The sequence below is a fragment of the Streptomyces sp. NPDC093795 genome (assembly GCF_044764665.1).
GTDB lineage: Bacteria > Actinomycetota > Actinomycetes > Streptomycetales > Streptomycetaceae > Streptomyces.
The window spans coordinates 141,824-163,591 of sequence record NZ_JBIWIO010000011.1 but is presented as its reverse complement, the minus strand read 5'-3'; the positions used below and the strand labels follow the sequence as shown (position 1 = coordinate 163,591).

The 21,768-nt window shown below is 72.7% G+C and carries 16 protein-coding genes; 5 read left to right on the top strand and 11 right to left on the bottom strand.

The window, feature by feature from the left end; all coding sequences use genetic code 11:
* Position 1: 1 nt before the first annotated feature.
* Genes ftsW through rsmH form a run of 8 tightly spaced genes read right to left on the bottom strand, consistent with a single transcriptional unit; the run spans position 2 to position 10,730 of the window.
* Complete coding sequence (ftsW, locus tag ACIRB7_RS27420) at positions 2 to 1,342, bottom strand: putative lipid II flippase FtsW (protein WP_403603544.1); 1,341 nt, start codon at positions 1,340 to 1,342, stop codon at positions 2 to 4.
* Positions 1,343 to 1,397: 55 nt separating this feature from the next.
* Positions 1,398 to 2,837 (bottom strand): UDP-N-acetylmuramoyl-L-alanine--D-glutamate ligase, encoded by a 1,440-nt coding sequence (murD, locus tag ACIRB7_RS27415; protein WP_403603542.1) that lies wholly within the window; start codon positions 2,835 to 2,837, stop codon positions 1,398 to 1,400.
* Entirely contained in the window at positions 2,819 to 3,889 is a 1,071-nt protein-coding gene (gene mraY / locus ACIRB7_RS27410; RefSeq protein WP_403603540.1) for a phospho-N-acetylmuramoyl-pentapeptide-transferase, read from the bottom strand. Before mraY ends, murD begins: the two co-directional genes overlap by 19 nt.
* Positions 3,886 to 5,310 (bottom strand): UDP-N-acetylmuramoyl-tripeptide--D-alanyl-D-alanine ligase, encoded by a 1,425-nt coding sequence (murF, locus tag ACIRB7_RS27405; protein WP_403603538.1) that lies wholly within the window; start codon positions 5,308 to 5,310, stop codon positions 3,886 to 3,888. The genes mraY and murF overlap by 4 nt, the downstream gene beginning before the upstream one ends.
* 4 nt (positions 5,311 to 5,314) lie before the next feature.
* Complete coding sequence (locus ACIRB7_RS27400) at positions 5,315 to 7,006, bottom strand: UDP-N-acetylmuramoyl-L-alanyl-D-glutamate--2,6-diaminopimelate ligase (protein ID WP_403603536.1); 1,692 nt, start codon at positions 7,004 to 7,006, stop codon at positions 5,315 to 5,317.
* Positions 7,007 to 7,022: 16 nt separating this feature from the next.
* Complete coding sequence (locus ACIRB7_RS27395) at positions 7,023 to 9,008, bottom strand: peptidoglycan D,D-transpeptidase FtsI family protein (RefSeq protein ID WP_403603534.1); 1,986 nt, start codon at positions 9,006 to 9,008, stop codon at positions 7,023 to 7,025.
* Between the two features lie 7 nt (positions 9,009 to 9,015).
* Positions 9,016 to 9,777 (bottom strand): septum formation initiator family protein, encoded by a 762-nt coding sequence (locus ACIRB7_RS27390; RefSeq protein WP_403603532.1) that lies wholly within the window; start codon positions 9,775 to 9,777, stop codon positions 9,016 to 9,018.
* Positions 9,774 to 10,730: a 16S rRNA (cytosine(1402)-N(4))-methyltransferase RsmH gene (gene rsmH, locus ACIRB7_RS27385; protein ID WP_403603530.1), complete on the bottom strand. Its 957-nt coding sequence runs from the start codon at positions 10,728 to 10,730 to the stop codon at positions 9,774 to 9,776. The genes ACIRB7_RS27390 and rsmH overlap by 4 nt, the downstream gene beginning before the upstream one ends.
* A 361-nt stretch (positions 10,731 to 11,091) precedes the next feature.
* Here rsmH and ACIRB7_RS27380 point away from each other — a divergent pair, with 361 nt between their 5' ends.
* Genes ACIRB7_RS27380 through ACIRB7_RS27370 form a run of 3 tightly spaced genes read left to right on the top strand, consistent with a single transcriptional unit; the run spans position 11,092 to position 15,868 of the window.
* Positions 11,092 to 12,108 (top strand): AAA family ATPase, encoded by a 1,017-nt coding sequence (locus tag ACIRB7_RS27380; RefSeq protein WP_403603528.1) that lies wholly within the window; start codon positions 11,092 to 11,094, stop codon positions 12,106 to 12,108.
* Positions 12,108 to 13,463: a DUF58 domain-containing protein gene (locus ACIRB7_RS27375; RefSeq protein WP_403603526.1), complete on the top strand. Its 1,356-nt coding sequence runs from the start codon at positions 12,108 to 12,110 to the stop codon at positions 13,461 to 13,463. Before ACIRB7_RS27380 ends, ACIRB7_RS27375 begins: the two co-directional genes overlap by 1 nt.
* Positions 13,460 to 15,868, top strand: a complete 2,409-nt coding sequence (locus tag ACIRB7_RS27370) for a transglutaminaseTgpA domain-containing protein (RefSeq protein WP_403603525.1) — start codon at positions 13,460 to 13,462, stop codon at positions 15,866 to 15,868. Before ACIRB7_RS27375 ends, ACIRB7_RS27370 begins: the two co-directional genes overlap by 4 nt.
* Positions 15,869 to 16,511: 643 nt before the next feature.
* Here the strand turns inward: ACIRB7_RS27370 and ACIRB7_RS27365 are convergent.
* The 3 genes from ACIRB7_RS27365 to ACIRB7_RS27355 all read right to left on the bottom strand — a co-directional run bounded on the left by ACIRB7_RS27365 (position 16,512) and on the right by ACIRB7_RS27355 (position 18,575).
* Positions 16,512 to 16,916 carry a DUF3040 domain-containing protein gene (locus tag ACIRB7_RS27365; protein ID WP_015032957.1) on the bottom strand — a complete coding sequence of 135 codons (405 nt, stop codon included), beginning with the start codon at positions 16,914 to 16,916 and terminating at the stop codon, positions 16,512 to 16,514.
* A 272-nt stretch (positions 16,917 to 17,188) separates the two neighbouring features.
* Positions 17,189 to 17,977 (bottom strand): methyltransferase, encoded by a 789-nt coding sequence (locus tag ACIRB7_RS27360; RefSeq protein ID WP_403603522.1) that lies wholly within the window; start codon positions 17,975 to 17,977, stop codon positions 17,189 to 17,191.
* Positions 17,978 to 18,044: 67 nt separating this feature from the next.
* Positions 18,045 to 18,575 (bottom strand): SAV_6107 family HEPN domain-containing protein, encoded by a 531-nt coding sequence (locus ACIRB7_RS27355; RefSeq protein WP_403603520.1) that lies wholly within the window; start codon positions 18,573 to 18,575, stop codon positions 18,045 to 18,047.
* 164 nt (positions 18,576 to 18,739) lie between these two features.
* On the opposite strand from ACIRB7_RS27355, the gene ACIRB7_RS27350 reads away from it, so the two are divergent.
* Together ACIRB7_RS27350 and ACIRB7_RS27345 are read left to right on the top strand one after the other, a co-directional pair.
* Positions 18,740 to 19,672, top strand: coding sequence for an ATP-binding cassette domain-containing protein (locus ACIRB7_RS27350; protein ID WP_403603518.1), 933 nt, complete (start codon positions 18,740 to 18,742; stop codon positions 19,670 to 19,672).
* Complete coding sequence (locus tag ACIRB7_RS27345; protein ID WP_403603516.1) at positions 19,644 to 21,731, top strand: YhgE/Pip family protein; 2,088 nt, start codon at positions 19,644 to 19,646, stop codon at positions 21,729 to 21,731. The genes ACIRB7_RS27350 and ACIRB7_RS27345 overlap by 29 nt, the downstream gene beginning before the upstream one ends.
* Positions 21,732 to 21,768 lie beyond the last annotated feature (37 nt).

The following is a 21,768-nucleotide window of genomic DNA, read 5'->3' as shown; positions in this document are numbered from 1 at the left end:
TTCACCGCTCTCCGGACGGGCGCTTCTTGACGCGCCGTCGCATCGACTTCCATCTCGTCCCGACCCGCTTACCCCAGCCGGGGCGGCGCATGGCCAGGGCCGCTTTCGCGGCGGGTTCCTGTCGCGCGAAGGCGATGAGGAGCCCGACGGCGAACATGGTCGGCAGCAGGGCCGACCCACCGTAGGAGAACAACGGGAGCGGGACACCGGCGATCGGCAGCAGACCGAGCACCGCACCCATGTTGATCACGGCCTGAGCCGTGATCCAGGTGGTCACACCTCCCGCGGCGAACCTCACGAAGGGGTCCTCCGTGCCTCCGGCCACGCGGATACCCGCATAGCCTAGAGCCGCGAACAGGGCGAGTACCGACAACGTCCCCGCGAGACCCAGTTCCTCACCGGTGACCGCGAAGATGAAGTCGGTGTGCGCTTCGGGCAGTTGGCCCCATTTCTCGATGCTCGCACCGAGTCCGGAACCGAACCATCCGCCCGAGGCCAGAGCATAGATTCCGTGCGCGGCCTGGAGGCAGGGGGCCCCCTCGCCGCCGGGGTCGGAGGCCCCGATGCACTGGAAGCGGTCCATCCGGTGGGGGCTCGTCTTGATGAGCAGCGCGCCGAGGGCGCCGGCCACCGCGAGCACTCCGACGAAGAGCCGGGTGGGGGCTCCGGCCGTCCACAGCAGGCCGAAGAGGATCGCGGTGAGGATGATGGCGGTGCCCATGTCGCCGCCGAGCATGATGAGCCCGAGCAGCATGAAGGTACCGGGGACCAGCGGCACCAGCATGTGCTTCCACTGGGTGAGCAGCTTCATGTCCTGTTTGCGGGCGAGCAGGTCGGCGCCCCACAGGATCAGCGCCAGCTTGCCGAACTCGCTGGGCTGGAGCATGAACGGCCCGCCCAGGGAGATCCAGTTCTGGTTGCCGCCGACGGAGTGCCCTATCCCGGGGATCTGCACGAGCACCATCAGGAAGACCGCGCCGACCAGGATCGGGTACGCGAGGGCCCGGTGCAGCTTCACCGGCATCCGCGAGGCGACGAGCAGCAGCCCGGTGCCGAGGAGCGCGGCGAAGAACTGCTTGCGGAAGAAGTAGGAGGGCACCAGCTCGTAGCGGAGCGCGGTGATCATCGAGGCGGAGTAGACCATCACCAGGCCGAGCATGGTGATGAGCAGGGCCGCGCCGATGATCACGTAGTACGCCGTGAGCGGCCGGTCCCAGGCCTTCAGCGCCCGCTCGTACAGCCGCCGGGCACCTGGGCCGCGCGGCCGCCGCGGGGACGCGGGCGCCCGCCCTCCGCCGCGTACGGCGGAAGGTCGGCGTGTCCCTGCGATCTTGCTCGGCATGGTCGCTGCCCCCTCCGGTCGAGCCCGGTCCTGCCGGACCTTCCCACTGGTCAGGTCAGGCGTCCCCGGTGGCGGCGAGGGCGCGGACCGCGTCCGCGAAGGCTTCGCCGCGCTTGTTGTAGTTGGTGTACATGTCCATCGAGGCGCAGGCCGGGGCGAGGAGCACCGTGTCCCCCGGGCGGGCGAGTCGGGTCGCCTCGCGGACCGCCTCGGACATCGCCCCAGTGTCGGTCCGGTCGAGGTCGACCACCGGGACCTCCGGGGCGTGTCGCGCCAGGGCTTCGCGGATCAGCGCGCGGTCGGCGCCGATCAGGACGGCGCCGCGCAGGCGCTTCGCCGACTTCTGGACGAGCTCGTCGAAGGTCGCGCCCTTGGCGAGTCCGCCGGCGATCCAGACGATCGGGTCGTAGGCCGCCAACGAGGCTTCCGCGGCGTGGGTGTTGGTGGCCTTGGAGTCGTCGACGTACGTGACTCCCTGGACCTCCTCGACCAGTTCGATGCGGTGCGGGTCGGGCCGGAAGGCCCTCAGGCCGTCCCGTACGGCCTTCGCGTCGACGCCGAAGGCGCGGGCGAGGGCGGCGGCGGCGAGCGCGTTGGCGATGTTGTGCGGGGCCGGGGGCTGGACGTCGGCGACCTCGGCCAGCTCCTGGGCGTTCTTCTGCCGGTTCTCCACGAAGGCCCGGTCGACGAGGATGCCCTCGACGACGCCGAGGTCGGAGGGGCCGGGGGTGCCGAGGGTGAAGCCGATGGCCCGGCAGCCCTCCTCGACGTCGGCCTCACGGACCAGGTCCTCGGTCGTCTTGTCGGCGACGTTGTAGACGCAGGCGACCTGGTTGCCCTCGTAGATCCGGCCCTTGTCGGCGGCGTACGCCTCCATCGAGCCGTGCCAGTCGAGGTGGTCGGGCGCCAGGTTGAGCACGGCGGCCGAGTGGACGCGGACGGACGGCGCCCAGTGGAGCTGGTAGCTGGACAGCTCGACGGCGAGCACGTCGTACTCCTCCTCGCCGAGGACGGCGTCGAGGAGCGAGACGCCGATGTTGCCGACGGCGGCGGTCCGCAGTCCCGCCGCCTCCAGGATCGAGGCGAGCATCCGCACGGTCGTGGTCTTGCCGTTGGTGCCGGTGACCGCGAGCCAGGGGGCGGCGTCAGGGCCGCGGAGGCGCCAGGCCAGCTCGACGTCGCCCCAGATCTCCACGCCCGCCTCGGCGGCGGCCGTGAAGAGCGGCTTGTCGGGCCGCCAGCCGGGGGTGGTGACGATCAGCTCGGTGCCGGTCGGCAGGGTCTCCCCGTCGCCGAGGCGGACGGTGATGCCCTCCGCCTCCAGTGCGGCGGCCTGCGCCCGGGAGCGCTCGTCGTCGCCGTCGTTGACGACGGTCACGCGGGCGCCGAGCCCGTGCAGGACGCGGGCGGCCGGGATGCCGGACACCCCGAGCCCCGCGACGGTGACGTTCTTGCCGTTCCAGTCGAGCTGTTCTGTCACTTCGACGATGCCCATCCCGCGTAGAAGAGGCCCAGGCCCACGATCACGCACATGCCCTGGATGATCCAGAACCGGACGACGACAAGGACCTCGGACCACCCCTTGAGTTCGAAGTGGTGCTGGAGGGGTGCCATCCGGAAGACGCGCTTGCCGGTCATCTTGAACGAGCCGACCTGGATGACCACGGACAGCGTGATCAGCACGAACAGGCCGCCGAGCAGGGCCAGCAGCAGCTCCGTACGGGAGCAGATGGCGAGACCGGCGAGGGCGCCGCCGAGGGCGAGCGAGCCGGTGTCACCCATGAAGATCTTGGCGGGCGAGGTGTTCCACCAGAGGAAGCCGAAGCAGGAGCCCATCAGCGCGGAGGCGACGACCGCGAGGTCGAGCGGGTCACGCACCTCGAAGCAGGCGTTGGGGTTCGTCAGGGTCAGCGCGTTCGCACAGGACTCCTGGAACTGCCAGAGCCCGATGAAGGTGTACGCGCCGAAGACCATCACCGAGGCGCCGGTGGCCAGGCCGTCCAGACCGTCCGTCAGGTTCACGCCGTTGGACATGGCGAGAATCATGAAGAGCGCCCAGACCACGAAGAGCACCGGGCCGATGGTCCAGCCGAAGTCCGTGATGAAGGAGAGCTTCTCGGAGGCCGGGGTGAGGCCGCGCGCGTCGGAGAACTGGAGCGCGAGCACCGCGAACGCGATGCCCACGATCAGCTGTCCGGCCATCTTCGCCTTCGCCCGCAGACCGAGCGAGCGCTGCTTGACGATCTTGATGTAGTCGTCGAGGAAGCCGACCAGACCCATGCCGGCCATCAGGAAGAGGACCAGGATGCCGGAGTACGAGATGGGCTCGCCGGTGATGACCTTGGCCAGGCCGTACGCGATGAGCGTGGCCAGGATGAAGGAGATGCCGCCCATGGTGGGCGTGCCCTTCTTCCCGGCGTGGCCGCGCGGGCCGTCGTCCCGGATGAACTGCCCGTACCCCTTGCGCGCGAGGAGCTTGATGAGCAGCGGGGTGCCGATCAGGGTCAGGAAGAGCCCGATGGCCCCCGCGAAGAGGATCTGCCTCATCGGCCGGTGACCTCACCCTCGGTGTCGAGGAGAGCCAGGGCGACCTGTTCGAGACCGACCGACCTGGAAGCCTTCACAAGGACGACGTCCCCCGGGCGCAGCTCACTGCGCAACAGGTCGACAGCCGCCTGCGCGTCGGACACGTGCACCGACTCCTCACCCCACGAACCCTCGTTATATGCGCCCAGTTGCAGCCAGGACGCTTCCCTGTCCCCGACCGCGACGAGCTTGCTGACGTTGAGCCGGACGGCGAGCCGTCCGACCGCGTCGTGCTCGACGAGCGATGCGTCACCGAGCTCGGCCATCTTGCCGAGCACCGCCCACGTACGAGCCCCTCGGGCCTGTGCGGCCCTGCCCATGGCCGCGAGCGCGCGCAGGGCGGCTCGCATGGACTCGGGGTTCGCGTTGTAGGCGTCGTTGACGATCGTCACGCCGTCCGGACGCTCGGTGACCTCCATGCGCCAGCGCGACAGGGTGCCGGCCTCGGAGAGCGCGGTGGCGATCTCCTCGACAGGCATGCCCAACTCGTGCGCGACGGCGGCCGCTGCGAGCGCGTTCGACACGTGGTGCTCACCGTACAGGCGCAAGGTCACGTCACTGCACCCGGTGGGTGTGTGAAGCCGGAAAGAAGGCTGCCCGGAGGCTGTGAGGTGGACGTTCTCGGCCCGTACGGCCGCTTCGTCCGCTTCGCCGAACAGGGTCACGCGGGCCTTGGTGCGGCTCGCCATCGCGCGGACGAGCGGGTCGTCGGCGTTGAGGACCGCCACCCCGCCCTCCTCGGCCGACGGCAGCGCCTCGACGAGTTCGCCCTTGGCCTGGGCGATCTGCTCCCGGCCGCCGAACTCGCCGATGTGCGCGGTGCCCACGTTGAGGACGAGTCCGATACGCGGCGGGGTGAGGCCGGTGAGGTAGCGGATGTGTCCGATGCCGCGGGCGCCCATCTCCAGGACCAGGTGCCGGGTCTCGTCGCTCGCGCGGAGCGCGGTGAGCGGCAGGCCGATCTCGTTGTTGAGCGAGCCGGGCGTCCACACGGTGGGTGCGTGCCGGTCGAGGACCTGGGCGATCAGGTCCTTGGTGGAGGTCTTGCCCGCCGAGCCGGTGAGGGCGACGACATCGGTGCCGAGCCGTTCGACGACCGCGCGGGCGAGGGCCCCGAGAGCGGTCTGGACGTCGTCCACGACGAGAGCGGGGACGCCGACGGGGCGGGCGGCCAGGACGGCCGTCGCACCCGCGGCGACGGCGCGCTCCGCGTAGTCGTGGCCGTCGACGTGCTCACCGGCGAAGGCCACGAAGAGGCTGCCGGCCCGCACCTCGCGGGAGTCGATGACGACGGGCCCGGTGATCCGGGCGGCCGGATCCGGTATGTCGTGCGCCTGCCCGCCGACGATTTCGGCGATCTCGGCGAGGGAGAGGGCGATCACTGCTTCATCCCTGACTGTTCTGGTGACTGGCTTCGGCGCTGCCGCCCGAGGGGGCGGCCTGGGCGTTTCGTTCGAGGATCGCGGCGCGCAGGACCTCGCGGTCGTCGAAGGGGCGGACCACTCCGGCGATGTCCTGGCCCTGTTCGTGGCCCTTGCCGGCGACCAGGACGGTGTCGCCGGGCCGCGCGCGGGCGACGGCGGCCGCGATGGCGGCGGCCCGGTCGGGTTCGACCAGGACGTCGCCCCGCTCCCCCGCCGGCACCTCCGCGGCGCCCGCGAGCATGGCGCTGAGGATCACTAGCGGGTCCTCGGAGCGGGGGTTGTCGGAGGTGAGGACGGCGGTGTCGGCGAGCCGGGCCGTGGCGGCGCCCATCGGGCCGCGCTTGGTGGTGTCCCGGTCGCCGCCGCAGCCGATGACCACGTGCAGCCTGCCCTCGGTGACCTCGCGCAGGGAGCGCAGGACCGATTCGACGGCGTCCGTCTTGTGCGCGTAGTCCACGACCGCGAGGTACGGCTGGCCCGCATCGACCCGCTCCAGGCGGCCCGGTACGCCGGGGACGGCGGCGACGCCCTCGGCGGCGCTCTTGGGGTCGACGCCCGCGACGGCGAGGGTGACGATCGCGGCGAGGGTGTTGGCGACGTTGAACGGGCCGGGCAGCGGCGCCGTGGCGGAGATCCGTACGCCGTCGGGGCCGACGGCGGTGAACGTCGAGTCGTGGGAGCCGAGGACGAGGTCCTCGGCGCGCCAGTCGGCGTCGGCGCGGCCCTCGGCGGAGAAGGTGACGACCGGGACGGTCGCGTCCGTCACGAGCCTGCGGCCGTACGCGTCGTCGAGGTTGACCACGCCGATGCGACTGCGCTCGGGCGTGAAGAGCCCGGCCTTCGCCCGGTAGTAGTCGTCCATGTCGGAGTGGAACTCCATGTGCTCCGGGCTGAGGTTGTTGAAGACGGCGACGTCGAAGACGCAGCCGTCGACCCGGCCGAGCACGAGGGCGTGGCTGGAGACCTCCATGGCGACCGCGTCGACGCCCCGCTCGCGCATGACGGCGAAGAGCGCCTGGAGGTCGGTGGCCTCGGGGGTGGTCCGCTCCGACTTGATGCGCTCGTCGCCGATCCGCATCTCGACGGTGCCGACGAGGCCGGTGTGGTGCCCGGAGCCGCGGAGGCCGCCCTCGACGAGGTAGGCCGTGGTGGTCTTGCCCGACGTACCGGTGATGCCGATCTGGAGGAGGTCGGCGCCTGGCCGCCCGTAGATCTCGGCGGCGAGTTCGCCCATCCGGCCGCGCGGGTTCTCGACGACCAGGACCGGCAGGCCGGTCGCGGCGGCGCGCTCGGCGCCCGCCGGGTCGGTGAGGATCGCGGCGGCGCCGAGGCCTGCGGCCTGGGCGACGAAGTCGGCGCCGTGCGCGCGGGCACCGGGCAGGGCCGCGTACACGTCGCCAGGGCGCACGGCCCGCGAGTCGTGGGTGATGCCCGAGATCTCGGCGGCCTGGGGGGCGTCGACCCCCAGCTGTGCGGCCAGGTCGCCCAGGGGTGTCGGGCGGGCCTGCTGCGGCCGGGGCGGGGCGGTTCGGTACTGATCAGCGTGTGGCACGGCGGTGAGCGTACCGGGCGCACCCTGTGAGGGGCCAAAACGGCCCGAGGCCTCGCCGGAGTTCGATTTCCGGTTCCCGGAATGGGGGGTGATCGTTGTCACTGGTGCTCCCGGAGTGTCACGGGGTGGGTTCGAAGGTGACCGGCAGTCGGGCGGGTGCGCTCCCCGAGGGGGCGACGTGAAGGGTCTTGAGGGCGAACTCCATGACCTTCTTGTAGATGGGTCCGCAGATCTGGCCGCCGAAGTAGCTGCCCTTGGTGGGGTTCTGGATGGCGCAGTAGACGGTGATCTGGGGGTCGTCGGCGGGGGCGAAGCCGGCGAAGGAGGCGGTGTAGCCCTTGTAGCGGCCGAGTTCGGGGTCGACGCGGTTGGCAGTACCGGTCTTGCCCGCGACGCGGTAGCCGGGGATCGCGGCCCTGGTGCCGGTGCCCTCCCTGTCGTCGACGACGGACTCCAGCATCTGGGCGAGGGTCTTGGCGGTCTTCTCGCTGACGACCCGGTTCTCCTTGGGCGTGGGGGCGGGGGTGAAGCGGCCGTCGGGGCCCTTGGTGCCGCGGACGAGGGTCGGTGCGACGCGTACGCCTCCGTTGGCGATGGTCGAGTAGACGGAGGCGGCCTGCATGGCGTTGACGGAGAGACCCTGGCCGAAGGGGATCGTGTACTGCTGCGAGGTGGACCAGTTCTGGGGCTCGGCGAGGATGCCGGGCGTCTCGCCGGGGTAGTCGAGGCCGGTGGGGCTGCCCATGCCGAACTTGCGCAGGTACGAGTCGAGGATCCGGTTGGACTCGGCCTGGTCGGCGCCGAGCCGGCCGGTGGCGAGGATCGTGCCGATGTTGCTGGACTTGGCGAGGACGCCGTTGAGGGTCAGGTACCAGGTCTTGTGGTCGACGTCGTCCTTGAAGAGCCGGTCGCCGCGGTGGAGCCGGTTGGGGACGGTGACATGGGTGTCGGGGGCCGCCTTGCCCTCCTCCAGGACGGCGGCCATGGACATGACCTTGCTGGTGGAGCCGGGCTCGTAGGCGTCCTGGAGGGCGGCGTTGCCCATGGAGGCGGCGTTGGCGGCGGAGAGGTCGTTGGGGTCGAAGCCGGGGGCGTTGGCCATGGCGAGGACCTCACCGGTCCTCGTGTTCTGCACGATGACGTAGCCCCGGTCGGCCTTGGACTTCTTCACCTGCTCGGTGATGGCCTGCTGGGCGGCCCACTGGATGTCCCGGTCGATGGTCAGCTCGATGTCGGAGCCGGGGACGGCGGGGGTGCCCTGGGAGCCGGCGGTCGGCACCTGGCGGCCGCCTGACTGGGTGAAGCGGATCTTGCCGTCCTTGCCGGCGAGTTCCGGGTCGAGCATCGACTCCACGCCGCCGGCGCCCCGGCCCTCGGCGTTGACGTATCCCAGTATCCCGGCGGCGAGTTCGCCGTTCGGGTACACGCGCTTGCTGCTGGGTTCGCTGAGGATGCCGCCGAGGAGGTTGATCCCGTTGCCACCGGCGGAGGGCTGGGACTTCTGCGCGTAGACCTTCCTGAGGTCCTTGATCTGGTTCCAGACCTGCGGGGTCTGCTTGCGGGCCAGCAGGGTGTAGCGGGACTTGGGGGTACGGAGCTTCTTCGCGATCTCCGCGGGCTCCTTGCCGAGGAGGGGGGCGAGGAGGGCGGCGGCCTGCTCGGGCGCGTCGGGGACCTTGGACTCCTCGGGCGTGAAGAGCTTGGGGTCGGCCGTGATGTCGTACGCGTCGACGCTGGCGGCGAGCGCGATGCCGTTGCGGTCGGTGATCTCGCCCCGCTCGGCGGAGAGCGTGTACTCCTGGAAGCGGTACTTGTCGGCCTTGGCGGCGTACGCGCTGGCGTCGACGGCCTGGACCTGGAGCAGCCGCACCACGAAGGCCACCATCACGAGCGTCAGGCCGAGGGAGATCAGGCGCAGCCGGGGCCGCGGGCTGCCGAGCCGGATGGTGCGGGGCTGCCGGGCCGGGGGCCGGGGCGCGGTCCGCTTCGCGGCCGGGCGGCGCGGGTCGGGCCGGGGCGGGCGGGCCCCCGCGGAGACGGGCCGGGGGCGCGCGGGCCGGGCGGGACCGGGGACGCGGCGGCGCGGGGGCTCCTTCGAGGGCACTGCTCGGTCACCTGCCGGAGGTCGTGGGGGTGGTGGGGTCGGGCTGGTCGGTGGCGGACGGGACGGTGCCGGACTCGTTGGTGTCGGACTGGACGGTGCCGGCTTGGCCGGCCCCGGTCGGCGTGTCGTTCGCGGTGGCCGCGGCCGTGCCCGGCGTGTCGGTCCCCGTGGCGGGGTCGATGCCTGTGGCGGGGTCGACGCCCGTGGCGGTCCCCGCGCTCGCGTCGGTACCGGTGGTCGTGGCGGCATCGCCGCCCGCGGCGGTACCCGCGTTCGTGGCCGCCGCGTCGGCGTCGGTCCCCGGCGTGGCGGGGTTCGCCGGCGGCGTCGCGGAGCCCGGGGCGCCGGCCGGCGGGGGCGTCGGTGTGGCCGACGCGCTCGGCGTGGGGCTCGGCTTCGGGGCCACCGCGACCGACGGCACGCCGAGCACCTTGCCGTCCGGGCCGAGGAAGGCGGGGCTGCCGCCCGGGACCATGCCGAGCTCGCGGGCCCGCCGCTCCAGCGCGTCGGGCGCCGCGTAGTCGTCGACGTCCCGCTGGAGCGCCTGCTCCTCGTCGGTGAGTTCGGTGGTCCTGTCCTTGAGCTCGTTGAGCTTGAAGGACCCCTGGTTGAGGGCCGAGTTCAGCAGGAGCAGACTGATCAGACCACCACCGAGCAGCACCACCACAAGCAGGACGAAGGGGGTGCGGGCGGCCGAGCTCGGCCCCGACGGCATGAGCCGTCCGAGCCGCGCGGCCCGCCCTTTGAGCGGCCCCTTCGCCGTACTCACAGGACGTCTTCCCGGATCCGCTCGGCGCCCCGCAGCCGGGCCGGGGCGGCGCGCCGGTTCTCGGCGACCTCCTCCTCGGTCGGCAGCTCGGCGCCCCGGGTGAGCAGCTTCAGACGGGGCTGGTACTTCTCCGGGACGACCGGCAGACCGGGCGGGGCCGTGGTCGCCGCGCCGGCCGCGAAGACCTGCTTGACCAGCCGGTCCTCGAGGGAGTGGTACGAGAGGACGGCGATCCGGCCGCCGACGCCGAGGGCCTTCACGGCCGCCGGGATCGCCTGCTCCAGGACGGTCAGCTCGCCGTTGACCTCGATGCGCAGCGCCTGGAAGGTGCGCTTGGCCGGGTTGCCGCCGGTCCGCTTGGCGGCCTGCGGCAGGGAGTCGCGGATGAGCTCCACGAGCCGGGCGCTGTTGGTGAACGGCTCCTTCTCGCGCTCGCGCACGACCGCGGAGACGATCCGCTTGGCCTGCTTCTCCTCGCCGTACGCGCGGAGGATGCGGACCAGTTCGCCGGGCGGGTAGGTGTTGAGGACCTCAGCCGCGCTGATCCCGGTCGTCTGGTCCATGCGCATGTCGAGCGGGGCGTCCTGAGCGTAGGCGAAGCCGCGGTCGGCCTCGTCCAGCTGCATGGAGGAGACGCCCAGGTCGAAGAGGATGCCGTCGACCGTGGGGATGCCGAGCCGGTCGAGGACCTCGGGCAGCTCGTCGTACACGGCGTGGACGAGGGTGGCGCGCTCCCCGTACGGGGCGAGCCGCTCACCGGAGAGCCGCAGGGCCTCCTTGTCCCGGTCGAGGGCGACGAGCCGCGCCTCGGGGAACCGCTTCAGGAGTGCCTCGCTGTGGCCGCCGAGGCCCAGGGTGCAGTCGACGACGACCGCGCCGGGGCGCTCAAGGGCGGGGGCCAACATGTCCAGGCACCGCTGGAGCATGACCGGGACGTGTCGGTCGTTGCTCAATGCGCCCTCTCAGATCCGGCGCGGAGGTACCGGCGAGCGGAAGGAGGCCGAGCCGTAGGTACCGCCGCACACACGGGGGGAGAAACCGCGGTGATCGCTCGTTGTCTCCGTGAACTTCGCGTCACTTTAGTCCACCGGACCCGCCGGTCAATCAACCGGCTGGCGCGTCGCACGGCGCCGGACCAGGCCGATCTCGACCCTCGGCGGCTCGGCGTAAGCACCCAAAGCCCGGCATATCCCTCGCGCTTGTCCGCAGGCGAGTGACACGACCCGGCCACGCGAACAAGAATGCTCGGGTGACACCCCCCGAAGTTTCCACCGGGGGCAGGTGTCCGTGTTCCGGAAGGCCGAGGAGGGCCGGGTGACGACCTATGACGATCGAGCGAGCCTCACTGATCTGACCACCACTGTGGAGCGAGTCCGCAGATCGGTGGAGAGTGTGATCGAGGGCAAGCCCGAGGTCGTACGGCTTTCGCTGACCGTGCTGCTCGCCGAGGGACACCTCCTCATCGAGGATGTACCCGGCGTCGGCAAGACCATGCTCGCCAAGACCCTGGCCCGGTCCATCGACTGCTCGGTGCGCCGCATCCAGTTCACCCCCGACCTGCTGCCCTCGGACGTCACCGGCGTGTCGATCTTCGACCAGCAGCGCCGGGAGTTCGAGTTCAAGCCGGGCGCGATCTTCGCGCAGATCGTGATCGGCGACGAGATCAACCGCGCCTCGCCGAAGACCCAGTCCGCGCTCCTGGAGTCCATGGAGGAGCGCCAGGTCACCATCGACGGCCAGACCTACGAGCTGCCCAGCCCGTTCATGGTGGTCGCCACGCAGAACCCGGTCGAGATGGAGGGCACCTACCCGCTGCCCGAGGCCCAGCGCGACCGCTTCATGGCCCGGGTCTCCATCGGCTACCCGAGCCCCGAGGCCGAGCTCCAGATGCTCGACGTGCACGGCTCGGTCTCCCCGCTGGACGACCTCCAGCCGGTCGCGCACGCCCACGAGATCCTCAAGCTGATCGAGGCGGTGCGCGCGGTCCACGTCGCCGACGCCGTGCGCCGGTACGCGGTCGAGATCGTCTCCGCCACCCGCACCCACGCCGACCTGCGGCTCGGCGCCTCCCCGCGGGCCACGCTCCACCTGCTGCGGGCCGCCAAGGCCTCCGCCGCGCTCAGCGGCCGCGAGTACGTGCTGCCCGACGACCTCCAGGCCCTCGCCGCGCCCGTCCTCGCTCACCGGCTGCTGCCGACCGCGCAGGCCCAGCTGAACCGCCGTACCGCCGAGCAGGTCGTCCAGGACATCCTGCATCGCACCCCCGTCCCGGCCGCGGCCCCGCCCGCCGGACCGCTCTACGGCCAGCAGCCCGGCGCCCGGCGGCTGTGATGGGAGGCGCTGCCGTACCGGACGGGCAGCGGGGCGACGAGGACGACCGGGGCGGTCTGCGGACCGCCCTCGGCGGTCTCACCACCCGCGGCCGCTCCTTCCTCGCCGCCGGGGTGGCCGCCGCCGGCTGCGCGTACGTCCTCGGCCAGGCCGACCTGCTGCGCGTCGGGCTGCTGCTCGCCACGCTGCCGCTGATCTGTGTCCTCGTGCTGCACCGCACCCGCTACCGGGTCGCGGCCTCCCGCCGGCTCACCCCCCAGCGGGTGGAGGCGGGCACCGAGGCCCGGGTCCAGCTGCGGATGGAGAACGTCTCCAAGCTGCCCACCGGGCTGCTCATGCTCCAGGACAACGTGCCGTACATGCTGGGGCCCCGCCCCCGTTTCGTCCTGGACCGGGTCGAGGCGGGCGGGCGGCGCGAGGTGTCCTACCGGGTCCGCTCAGACCTGCGCGGCCGCTTTCCGCTCGGCCCGCTCCAGCTGCGGCTCAACGACCCGTTCGGGATGTGCGAGCTGACCCGCTCCTTCAGCGCGTACGACACCCTCACCGTCGTGCCGAGGACCGAGAGCCTGCCGCCGGTGAAGCTCGCCGGCGAGACCTCGGGGTACGGCGACGGACAGCAGCGCTCGCTCGCCCTCGCCGGCGACGACGACATCATCCCGCGCGCCTACCGTCACGGTGACGACCTGCGCCGGGTGCACTGGCGTTCCACCGCGCGCTACGGCGAGCTGATGGTCCGCCGCGAGGAGCAGCCGCGGCGGGCCCGCTGCACCGTGCTCCTCGACACCCGCCGGGTCGCCTACCAGGGCGCGGGACCGGACTCCGCCTTCGAGTGGGCGGTCTCCGGGGCCGCGTCCTCCCTGGTGCACATGCTGGAGCGGGGCTACGCCGTCCGGCTGGTCACCGACACCGGCAGCGCGGTGCCCGGCGAGGGCGCCGAGGGCTTCGCCGGCTCGGCACAGGACTCGGCCGAGGCGGCCGGACTGCTCATGGACACCCTCGCGGTCGTCGACCACTCCGAGGGCGGTGGCCTCTCCCGGGCCTCCGACGTGCTGCGGGGCGGCGACGAGGGACTGCTCATCGCCTTCGTCGGCGACCTCGACGAGGAGCAGGCGGCCCTCACCGCCCGGATGCGGGGCCGCGCCGGCGCGGCCGTCGCCTTCGTCCTCGACTCCGGGACCTGGCTGACCGGCGGTTCGGTCGCCGGGGCCGTCGAGGACCGCGTACGGAAGCTGCGCGAGGCGGGCTGGACGGCGCTGGCCGTACCGCCCGGGGCGCGGCTCGCCGATCTGTGGCAGCAGGCGGCCGGAGTCCGCGCGGAGTCCGCCGCCGCCGACACCTACGGAGGATGGTCATGAGCGGGCGCGCACGGCTGACCCTGGCCGCCTGGGGCGCCACCCTGATGGGGGCCGGAGCGCTGCTCCCCCTGGTGAAACCGGCCACCTGGATCTTCACGGCGGCCTTCGTCCTCGCCCTGGTGAGCGGTGTGGGCACGCTGACCAGGCGGGCACCGCTCGCCCGGCCGCTGACCCTGCTCGCCCAGACCGCCGTCGCGCTGCTCGCGCTGACCGTGATCTTCGCCCGGGAGCAGGCGATCCTCTGGTTCCTTCCCGGCCCGCAGGTCTGGACGCACGCCGCCGACCTGTTCCGGGCGGGCGCCGACGACGTCGGCCAGTACGCGATCCCCGCGCCGGACACCGAGGGCATCCGGCTCATGCTGGTCGGCGGCGTGGTCACGATCGGTCTTCTCGTGGACGCCCTCGCGGTGACCTTCCGCAAGGCGGCCCCGGCCGGTCTTCCGCTGCTCGCCCTGTACTCGGTGGCGGCAGGACTCTCCGGCGGCGGCGCGGGCTGGCTCTGGTTCCTCCTCGCGGCCTCCGGCTATCTGCTGCTGCTCCTCGCGGAGGGCCGCGACCGGCTCTCCCAGTGGGGGCGGGTCTTCGGGGGCGCCCAGCGCTCCGGCCGGCCCGGTACGACCGTCGGGAGCGGCGGCCCCGCCTTCGCCCCGGCCCGTACGGGACGCCGGATCGGCGCCGTGGCCATGGGTGTCGCCCTGGTGGTCCCGCTCGCGCTGCCCGGCTTCACCGGCGGTGTGTTCGGCGGCGGCGCCGGCGAGGGCACCGGGGGCGTCGGCAAGGGCGGCACGATCTCGGCCGTGAACCCGCTGGTCTCGCTCCAGGACAATCTGCGCCAGCAGGAGGACCGGGAGGTCCTGCGCTACCGGACCAACGCCCGTGACACCTCCGGCCTGTATCTGCGGCTCGTCGCGCTCGACCAGTTCGACGGCACGTCGTGGAAGTCCTCGGTCCGTCCGATCGAGGACGTGCCCGAGCAGCTGCCGTGGCCGCAGGGGCTCTCCCAGGGCGTCGCGATCACCGAGGTGACCAGCAACTTCGTCGCCTCCGACGGCTACGAGCAGAAGTGGCTGCCCATGCCGTACCCGGCCGGCCGCGTCGACATCGAGGGGCGCTGGCGGTACGAGCCGGCCGGGCGGATGCTCGTCGGTGACGACAAGCAGACGACCCGGGGCGCCCGCTACCAGGTCTCCAGCCTGGACGTGCGGCCGACGCCGGAACAGCTGGCCGCGGCCGGGCCCGCCCCGGAGAAGCTCCTCGGCGAGTACACCAAGGTCCCGACCTCGCTCCCGGCCGATGTGAAGGCCACCGCGCTGCGGGTCACCCAGGGCGCGAACAACGACTACGAGCAGGCGGTGAAGCTCCAGGACTGGTTCGCCCGGGACGGCGGCTTCCGCTACGACGTCGAGGTGGAGTCCGGCACCGGGGTCCAGGCGATCTCCCGGTTCCTGAAGGACAAGGAGGGCTTCTGCGTCCACTTCTCCTTCTCCATGGCGGCGATGGCCCGCTCGCTCGGCATCCCGGCCCGGGTCGCCGTGGGCTTCATGCCGGGCACGACGCAGACCGACGGATCGGTCTCGGTCGGCATCCGGGACGCGCACGCCTGGCCCGAGCTGTACTTCGAGGGCGCCGGCTGGACCCGGTTCGAGCCGACCCCCTCGCGGGGCTCCACCCCCGAGTACACCCGGGAGCGCACGCCCTCCGGTACGGCCACCGGCCCCGCGCAGCCGCAGCAGAGCGCCTCGGCGCAGCCGTCCGTCGCGCCGAGCGCCTCGGAGAACTGCACCCCGCAGATGCGCCGGCTCGGTGACTGCGGTCCGGAGGCGGCGGCGGGCGATGTGTCCTCGGACGGCTCCGGCCCCGATCCCCTGACGGTGGTCCTGCTGACGCTCGCGGCGCTTGTGGTCCTCTCCCTCCCCTTCCTCCCCCTGCTCTGGCGGACGCGGGTCCGGGCCCGACGACTGGGCCCGGGGGAAGCGGCGCCGCGGACGCTGGCGGTCTGGCAGGAGATCAACGACACCGCCTGGGACTACGGGATCGAGCCTGACGACTCGCGGACGCCGAGGAACACGGCGGCGCGGCTGGTCCGGCTGGGCGAGCTGCGGGACGAGGCGGCGGACGCGGTGCACCGGGTGGCGGGGGCGGTGGAGGAGATGCTGTACGCGCCTCGGCCGCGTCCGGTGGCGGGCCTGACGGAATCGGCCGCGCGGGTACGCGCGGGCTTCCACGCCTCCGCGGACCGGCGCACCCGGCTCCGGGCGACCTTGGCGCCACGCTCGGCGGCGCGGCTGCGCTGGGCGGCGTCGGCGCGGTGGTCGGAGTGGTCGACGAACTGGACGCTACGCCGCCACGCCCTCGTCACCCGCGCGACCACCCCGTTCCGCCGCACCCCCCGCGAAACAGGCTGACGAACCCGACCCGCCCCGTACGGAGCGGAGCCCCGCGCCCCGTACGGGCGGAGCCCCCTACGGCCCAAGCCCCGTCCCGTACGGGCGGAGCCTTGTCATACGGGCCGAGCCCCGTCCCATACGGGCCGAGCCTCTGCCCGCGCGATGCCAGGCCCCGCGCCCGCGCGGGCGGAGCCCCGCGTTGCCGCCCGCCGCCCGCCCCCGCCGTGTGGGCAATCGTCCCGCAGGGCGGGACGGGTGGGCACACGGGACGGCGCCCTTCGCGGCGCCCCCGCCACTTGTGCCTGGACCCGCACCGGCAGTGCGGCGCGCAACGGGTGCGGGTTCAGGCCCGGAAGCCTAGGCCCGGCGAGGGGCGCCGTTCCGTTGTGCCCACCCGTTCCGCCCTGGGGGTCCCCCCGGACGGAGTCTGGGGGAGGAACAGTTGCCCACAACGAGGTGGGCGGGCGTGGGTGGGCACCGTCCCAGCGGAACGAAATGCCCCGCGGCGGGGCGGGCGCAGCCTTCTGCGGGCGCGGCGGCTGGGAGGGCCGCAGGTACAGGTGCGTGAACGAGCCCGAGCCCCGTGGGGCGGCGCAAGTGCGCCGGCCTCTCGGGGCTCGGGTTCGTACGGAAGGGTGCGGGGCCTCCGCTCAGGGGCCCGTCAGTGGCCGCCGCCCTGCTGTTCGTCGCGGCGGCGCTGCCACCGCTCTTCGATCCGGTTCATCATGGAGCGTCGCTGTCGGGTCTGACGGCCACCGGCCGCCACCCCACCCCTCGCCTGCTGCTCGCCCGGCTTCGGCGCCTTGCGCCATCCGGTGACCGCCAGGACCGCGCAGCCCAGCATGACGAGGAACCCCACCACGCTGATCCAGATCTGCTGTGCGACCATTCCGGCCATGAGGAGCGCGATACCCACCAGGAAGCCGGCGACTGCCTGGTAGACCCGTCGCCGGGTGTACGTACGCAGTCCGCTTCCCTCGAGCGCTGTCGCGAACTTGGGATCTTCGGCGTACAGCGCTCGCTCCATCTGCTCGAGCATTCGCTGCTCGTGCTCCGAGAGCGGCACGGAGTCCTCCTAGTCGTCGGTCGCGGGGGCGACCGGTTTGCGGCCCTTTCAGGATAGGCAGGGAATCGCCCCCGTGAAACCCGCCCTCAATGCCGAATAGCCAATCCGGGCCGCCATGCGGATCGGTTGCTGAGGCGTTGATTCCCCAGCCCCTCGTCCGTCATGCCGGATACTGTCCCCCGATCATACGGGGCGGAGCCCGTTACGGGGTGGGCTGTGGCGTACTCCATGGAGTGCCGTCGCCCGCGCCGCCGTTCGGGTGGCCGTCCTGCTCAGGCCCGCTTCTCGCCCAACAGGTGCAGTTGCGTGGCGATCGCATGGAAAGAGGGCAGCTCGGCGGCGGCCGCCTCCAGCTTGAGCAGGGCCTCCGCGGCACCGGGCTCGGTGTCGACGAGGACGCCGGGGACGAGGTCGGCGAAGACCCGGACACCGTGCACCGCGCCGACCGCGAGCCCGGCCCCGTCGGCGAGTTCGGTGAGCTGCTCGGCGGTGAAGCGCCGGGGCACGGGGTCGCCGGCGCCCCAGCGGCCCGCCGGGTCGGTGAGCGCGTGCCGGGCCTCGGTGAAGTGCCCGGCGAGGGCGCGGGCGAGGACGGCGCCGCCGACCCCGGCGGCGAGCAGGCTGAGGCTGCCCCCGGGCCGGAGCGCGGCGGCCGCGTTCCGTACGCCCTCGACGGGGTCGTCGACGTACTCCAGGACCCCGTGGCAGAGCACGGTGTCGTGGCTCTCGCGCCCGACCACGTCGAAGAGGCCGCTGATGTCGCCCTGGACGCCGGTCACCAGGTCGGCGACGCCGGCCTCGGCGGCCCGGCGCTCCAGCGCGAAGAGCGCGTTGGGGCTGGGGTCGACGACGGTGACCCGGTGGCCGAGGCGGGCGACCGGCACCGCGAAGTTGCCGGAGCCGCCGCCCGTGTCGAGGACGTCGAGGCTGTCCTTGCCGGTGGCTTCGACCCGGCGGTCGAGGGCCTCCTTGAGGACGTCCCAGACGACGGCGGTACGCAGGGAGGCGCGCGACGGGCGCGACGACGCCTCTCGGCCGAAGGCAGCGGAAGGGTCCGGCACGGCTGTTGACTCCTCGGTGACGGGTACGGACGCTCCCCACCCTATGGCCTCGGCCTGGCCTTCCGGATCATCCTCCGGCTCCGTCCGCCCCCGGCCGCCGGGGCGGGGCCGGCTGGAGCGCGAGGAGCCGCTCGACCAGGCGCAGGAAGAAGGAGGCGTCCCTGAGGAGGTCGTCGGCCTCGCGCCGGGTGGCCGCGCTCGCGATGCCGGCCTCGGCGCGGGCCCTGCGCTCGGCGCCCGAGGCGAAGAGGGCGCTCCACTCGGTCAGCTCGGGCGCCAGCTCGGCGAGGAGCTCCCAGGCGCTCCGTATCCGCTGCCGCCGGCGGGGGCCGGTGTCGGGCCGGGCGCGGGCGGCGAGCACGGCGGCGGCGGCCCGCAGGGCGGCGAGGTGGGCGGCGGCGTACCGCTCGTGGGGACGGTCCAGGATCGCGGCCTCGGCCAGTCCCGCTCGGGCCTTGGCGAGGAGGTCGAGGGCGGCGGGCGGGGCGGCGGAGCGGCGCGGGACGGGGTGGACGTCGGACGCGGGTCCTGGCTGCGCGGGGACGGTACGGCCCCCGGGGTGGCGGCGGGGCGCGGCTGCTGCGGAAGGGCTTGCCATGACGAGTCCTCCTGTCGTCGCGTGACGGCGCTGTGGCCGTATGTGTCCATCGTGCCGGGCCCCACTGACAACGCCGCCGACCTGGGCTTTTGCCTGGAAACCAGGGCCGGGGTAGTTTTTGCACTGACCAGTCAGTTCAAAAACGGGAACAGGGGGGTGGGTCCGTGGAAGCGGAAGCCGAGGAGCGGCCGCACGGCGCCGCCGTCGTCGCGGACGGCTTCGGACTGAGGGGACCGCGCGGCTGGGCCTTCCGGGAGGTCTCCTTCCGGGTCGCGCCGGGCTCGCTGGTGGCGATCGAGGGGCCCTCGGGTTCGGGCCGCACCTGTCTGCTGCTCGCGCTCACCGGCCGGATGAAGGCCACGGAGGGGTCCGCCGAGGTGGGCGGGTTCTCCCTGCCCCGGAAGATGGCCGGCGTCCGCCGGATCAGCGCCCTCGGGCAGGTGCCCGGCGTCAGCGAGCTCGACCCGGCGTTCACGGTCGCCGAGCACCTGCGCGAGCGGGCCCTGCTCCAGCGCCGTTACGACGGTTCCTTCCGGGCCCTCCTGCGACGCCCGGCCGAGCGTGCCGCGGCGACCCGGGCCCGGATCGAGGAGGCCGTGGCGGCGGCCGGGCTCGACCTCTCCGCCCTGCCGAAGGGCGAGCGGACCTCCGTACGCGATCTGGAGCGGCTCGAAGCACTGCGGCTCTCGACCGCCCTGGCCCTGATCGGCCGCCCCCGGCTGCTCGCCGTGGACGACACGGACCTGAAGCTCTCGGACACCGACCGGGCCGAGGCCTGGGCGCTGCTGCGCAAGGTGGCCGCCGCAGGGACGACCGTCCTCGCCGTCTGCAGCGAGGCCCCCGAGGACTCCCTGCGCATCACGACGCTCGCGGCCCCGACGGAGCCGGAAGAGCCGGAGGACCCGGAGGACCCCGAGACGCCGACGGACCCGGAGGCCCCCGAGAGCCCCGAGACGCCGACAGCCGCGAAGAACCCCGAGCCGCCGACCGACCCGGAAGAGCCGGAGGCGCCCGCCTCCGACCCCGACGCGCACGACGACGACCACACGACCGAGGAGGGGGCGGCCGATGCGCTCGCCGAAACTGGCCGCGCTTGAGCTGAAGCGCTTCGGCAGGGGAAAGCTGCCGCGCGCCGCGCTCGTCGCGATCCTGCTGCTGCCGCTGCTGTACGGCGCCCTGTACCTGTACTCGTTCTGGGACCCGTACAGCAGGCTCGACAAGATCCCCGTGGCCCTCGTCAACGAGGACCGGGGCGCCACCGCCGACGGCAAGCGGATCAACGCCGGTGACGACATCACCAAGGGGCTCCTGGAGAGCAACACCTTCGCCTGGCACCGGGTGAGCGACGCCGAGGCGCGCGAGGGCGTCGAGGACGGGAAGTACTACCTGTCCCTGACCATGCCCGGCGACTTCAGCTCGCGCATCGCCTCCAGCTCCGGCGACGCCCCCGAGACCGGCGCCCTCCGTGTGCGGACGAACGACGCCAACAACTACATCGTGGGGCAGATCTCCCGGACGGTCTTCTCCGAGGTGCGCACCGCGGCCTCCACCAAGTCCTCGCGGTCCTTCCTCGACAAGATCTTCATCTCCTTCTCCGACATCCACGACGCCACCGCGAAGGCCGCCAAGGGCGCCGGCGACCTCAAGCAGGGCGTCGACAAGGCGAAGAAGGGCTCCAAGGACCTGGCGGACGGTCTCACGACCGCCAAGACCGGCAGCGGCGACCTGGCCGCCGGCCTGAAGAAGCTGGACAAGGGCGCGAAGGACCTGGAGAGCGGCTCCCGCAAGGTCGCGAACGGCACGCAGTCGCTCGCCGACAAGGTGAACGGCACCGCCGACAAGGTCCGCCCCTACCTGGCCAACAACGGCAGGTCGATCCGCGACACCGCCCGGCTCGTCTCCGACTCCACCACCGCCGTCCAGCGTCGGCTCGACGACCTGGTCGAGCGTGCCCCGGTGCTCCGTACGGCCGCGCACAAGGCCGACGACGGTCTGGCCGCGATCCACCGGGAGGAGTGCGAGTTGAAGCCTGAGGCCGACGCGCGGATCTGCGCCCGGCTCAAGGAGGCCTCGGTCACCGCGGACGACGTGGCCACCATCGCGGACGACGTGCACGAGCTGACCAAGGACAGCAAGGGCGACATCAAGACCCTGGACGCGCGGCTCGTCACGCTCAAGAAGCAGGCCGACGAGCTGGCCGCCCGCGCCCCGCACCTCGACGAGGACGTCGAGGACGCCATCAGGAAGATCAACGAGCTCAACGCGGGCGCGAAGCAGGTCGCGGCGGGCGCCGACAAGCTCCACACGGGCATCACCGAGGCCAAGACCGGTTCCGTCAGCCTCGACACCGGCGTCGGCAAGCTCAAGAAGGGCGCGGGCGACCTCGACGGCGGCCTGTTCAAGCTGGCCGACGGCTCCGGTGAGCTGGCCGGCGGGCTGCGCGACGGCGTCGAGCGGATCCCGGACTACGACGAGCAGGACCGTGACCGGCGTACGGAGGTCATGGCCGATCCGGTGCGGTTGGCCTCCCAGTCCCTGCACAAGGCGCCGAACTACGGCACCGGTTTCGCCCCGTACTTCATCCCGCTCTCCCTCTGGGTCGGCGCGATGGTCGCGTACATGATCATCCAGCCGATGAACCGGCGCGCCCTCGCCGCCGGCGCCTCCGCCTGGCGGATCGCGCTCGCGGGGTGGTTCCCGGTGGCGGCGATCGGCGTCCTCCAGGTCGCGGCCCTCATGTCGGTCCTGCACTGGGGCCTCGGCCTCCAGATGGCCAGGGCGGCCGGCACGGTCGGCTTCCTCACCCTGGTCACCTGCTGCTTCGCCGCGATCATCCAGTGGCTCAACGCCCGCTTCGGCGCGGCCGGCCGGATCCTGGTCCTCGCGCTACTGATGCTCCAGCTGACCTCGGCGGGCGGCACGTACCCCGTCCAGACCAGTCCGGGCTTCTTCAACGCCGTCCACCCCTTCCTGCCGATGACCTACGTCGTCGAGGCGCTGCGCCGGCTGATCACGGGCGGCGGGATCGGGCCCGTCTGGCAGGCCTGCGCGGTCCTGACCGCGTTCACCGTGGGCGCCCTGGCCCTGACCGCGGTCTCGGCCCGCAAGCGGCAGGTCTGGACGCTCGACCGGCTCCACCCCGAACTGACCCTGTGAGACGGGTCCTGTGACGCCCGCGACACCTGTGAGAATC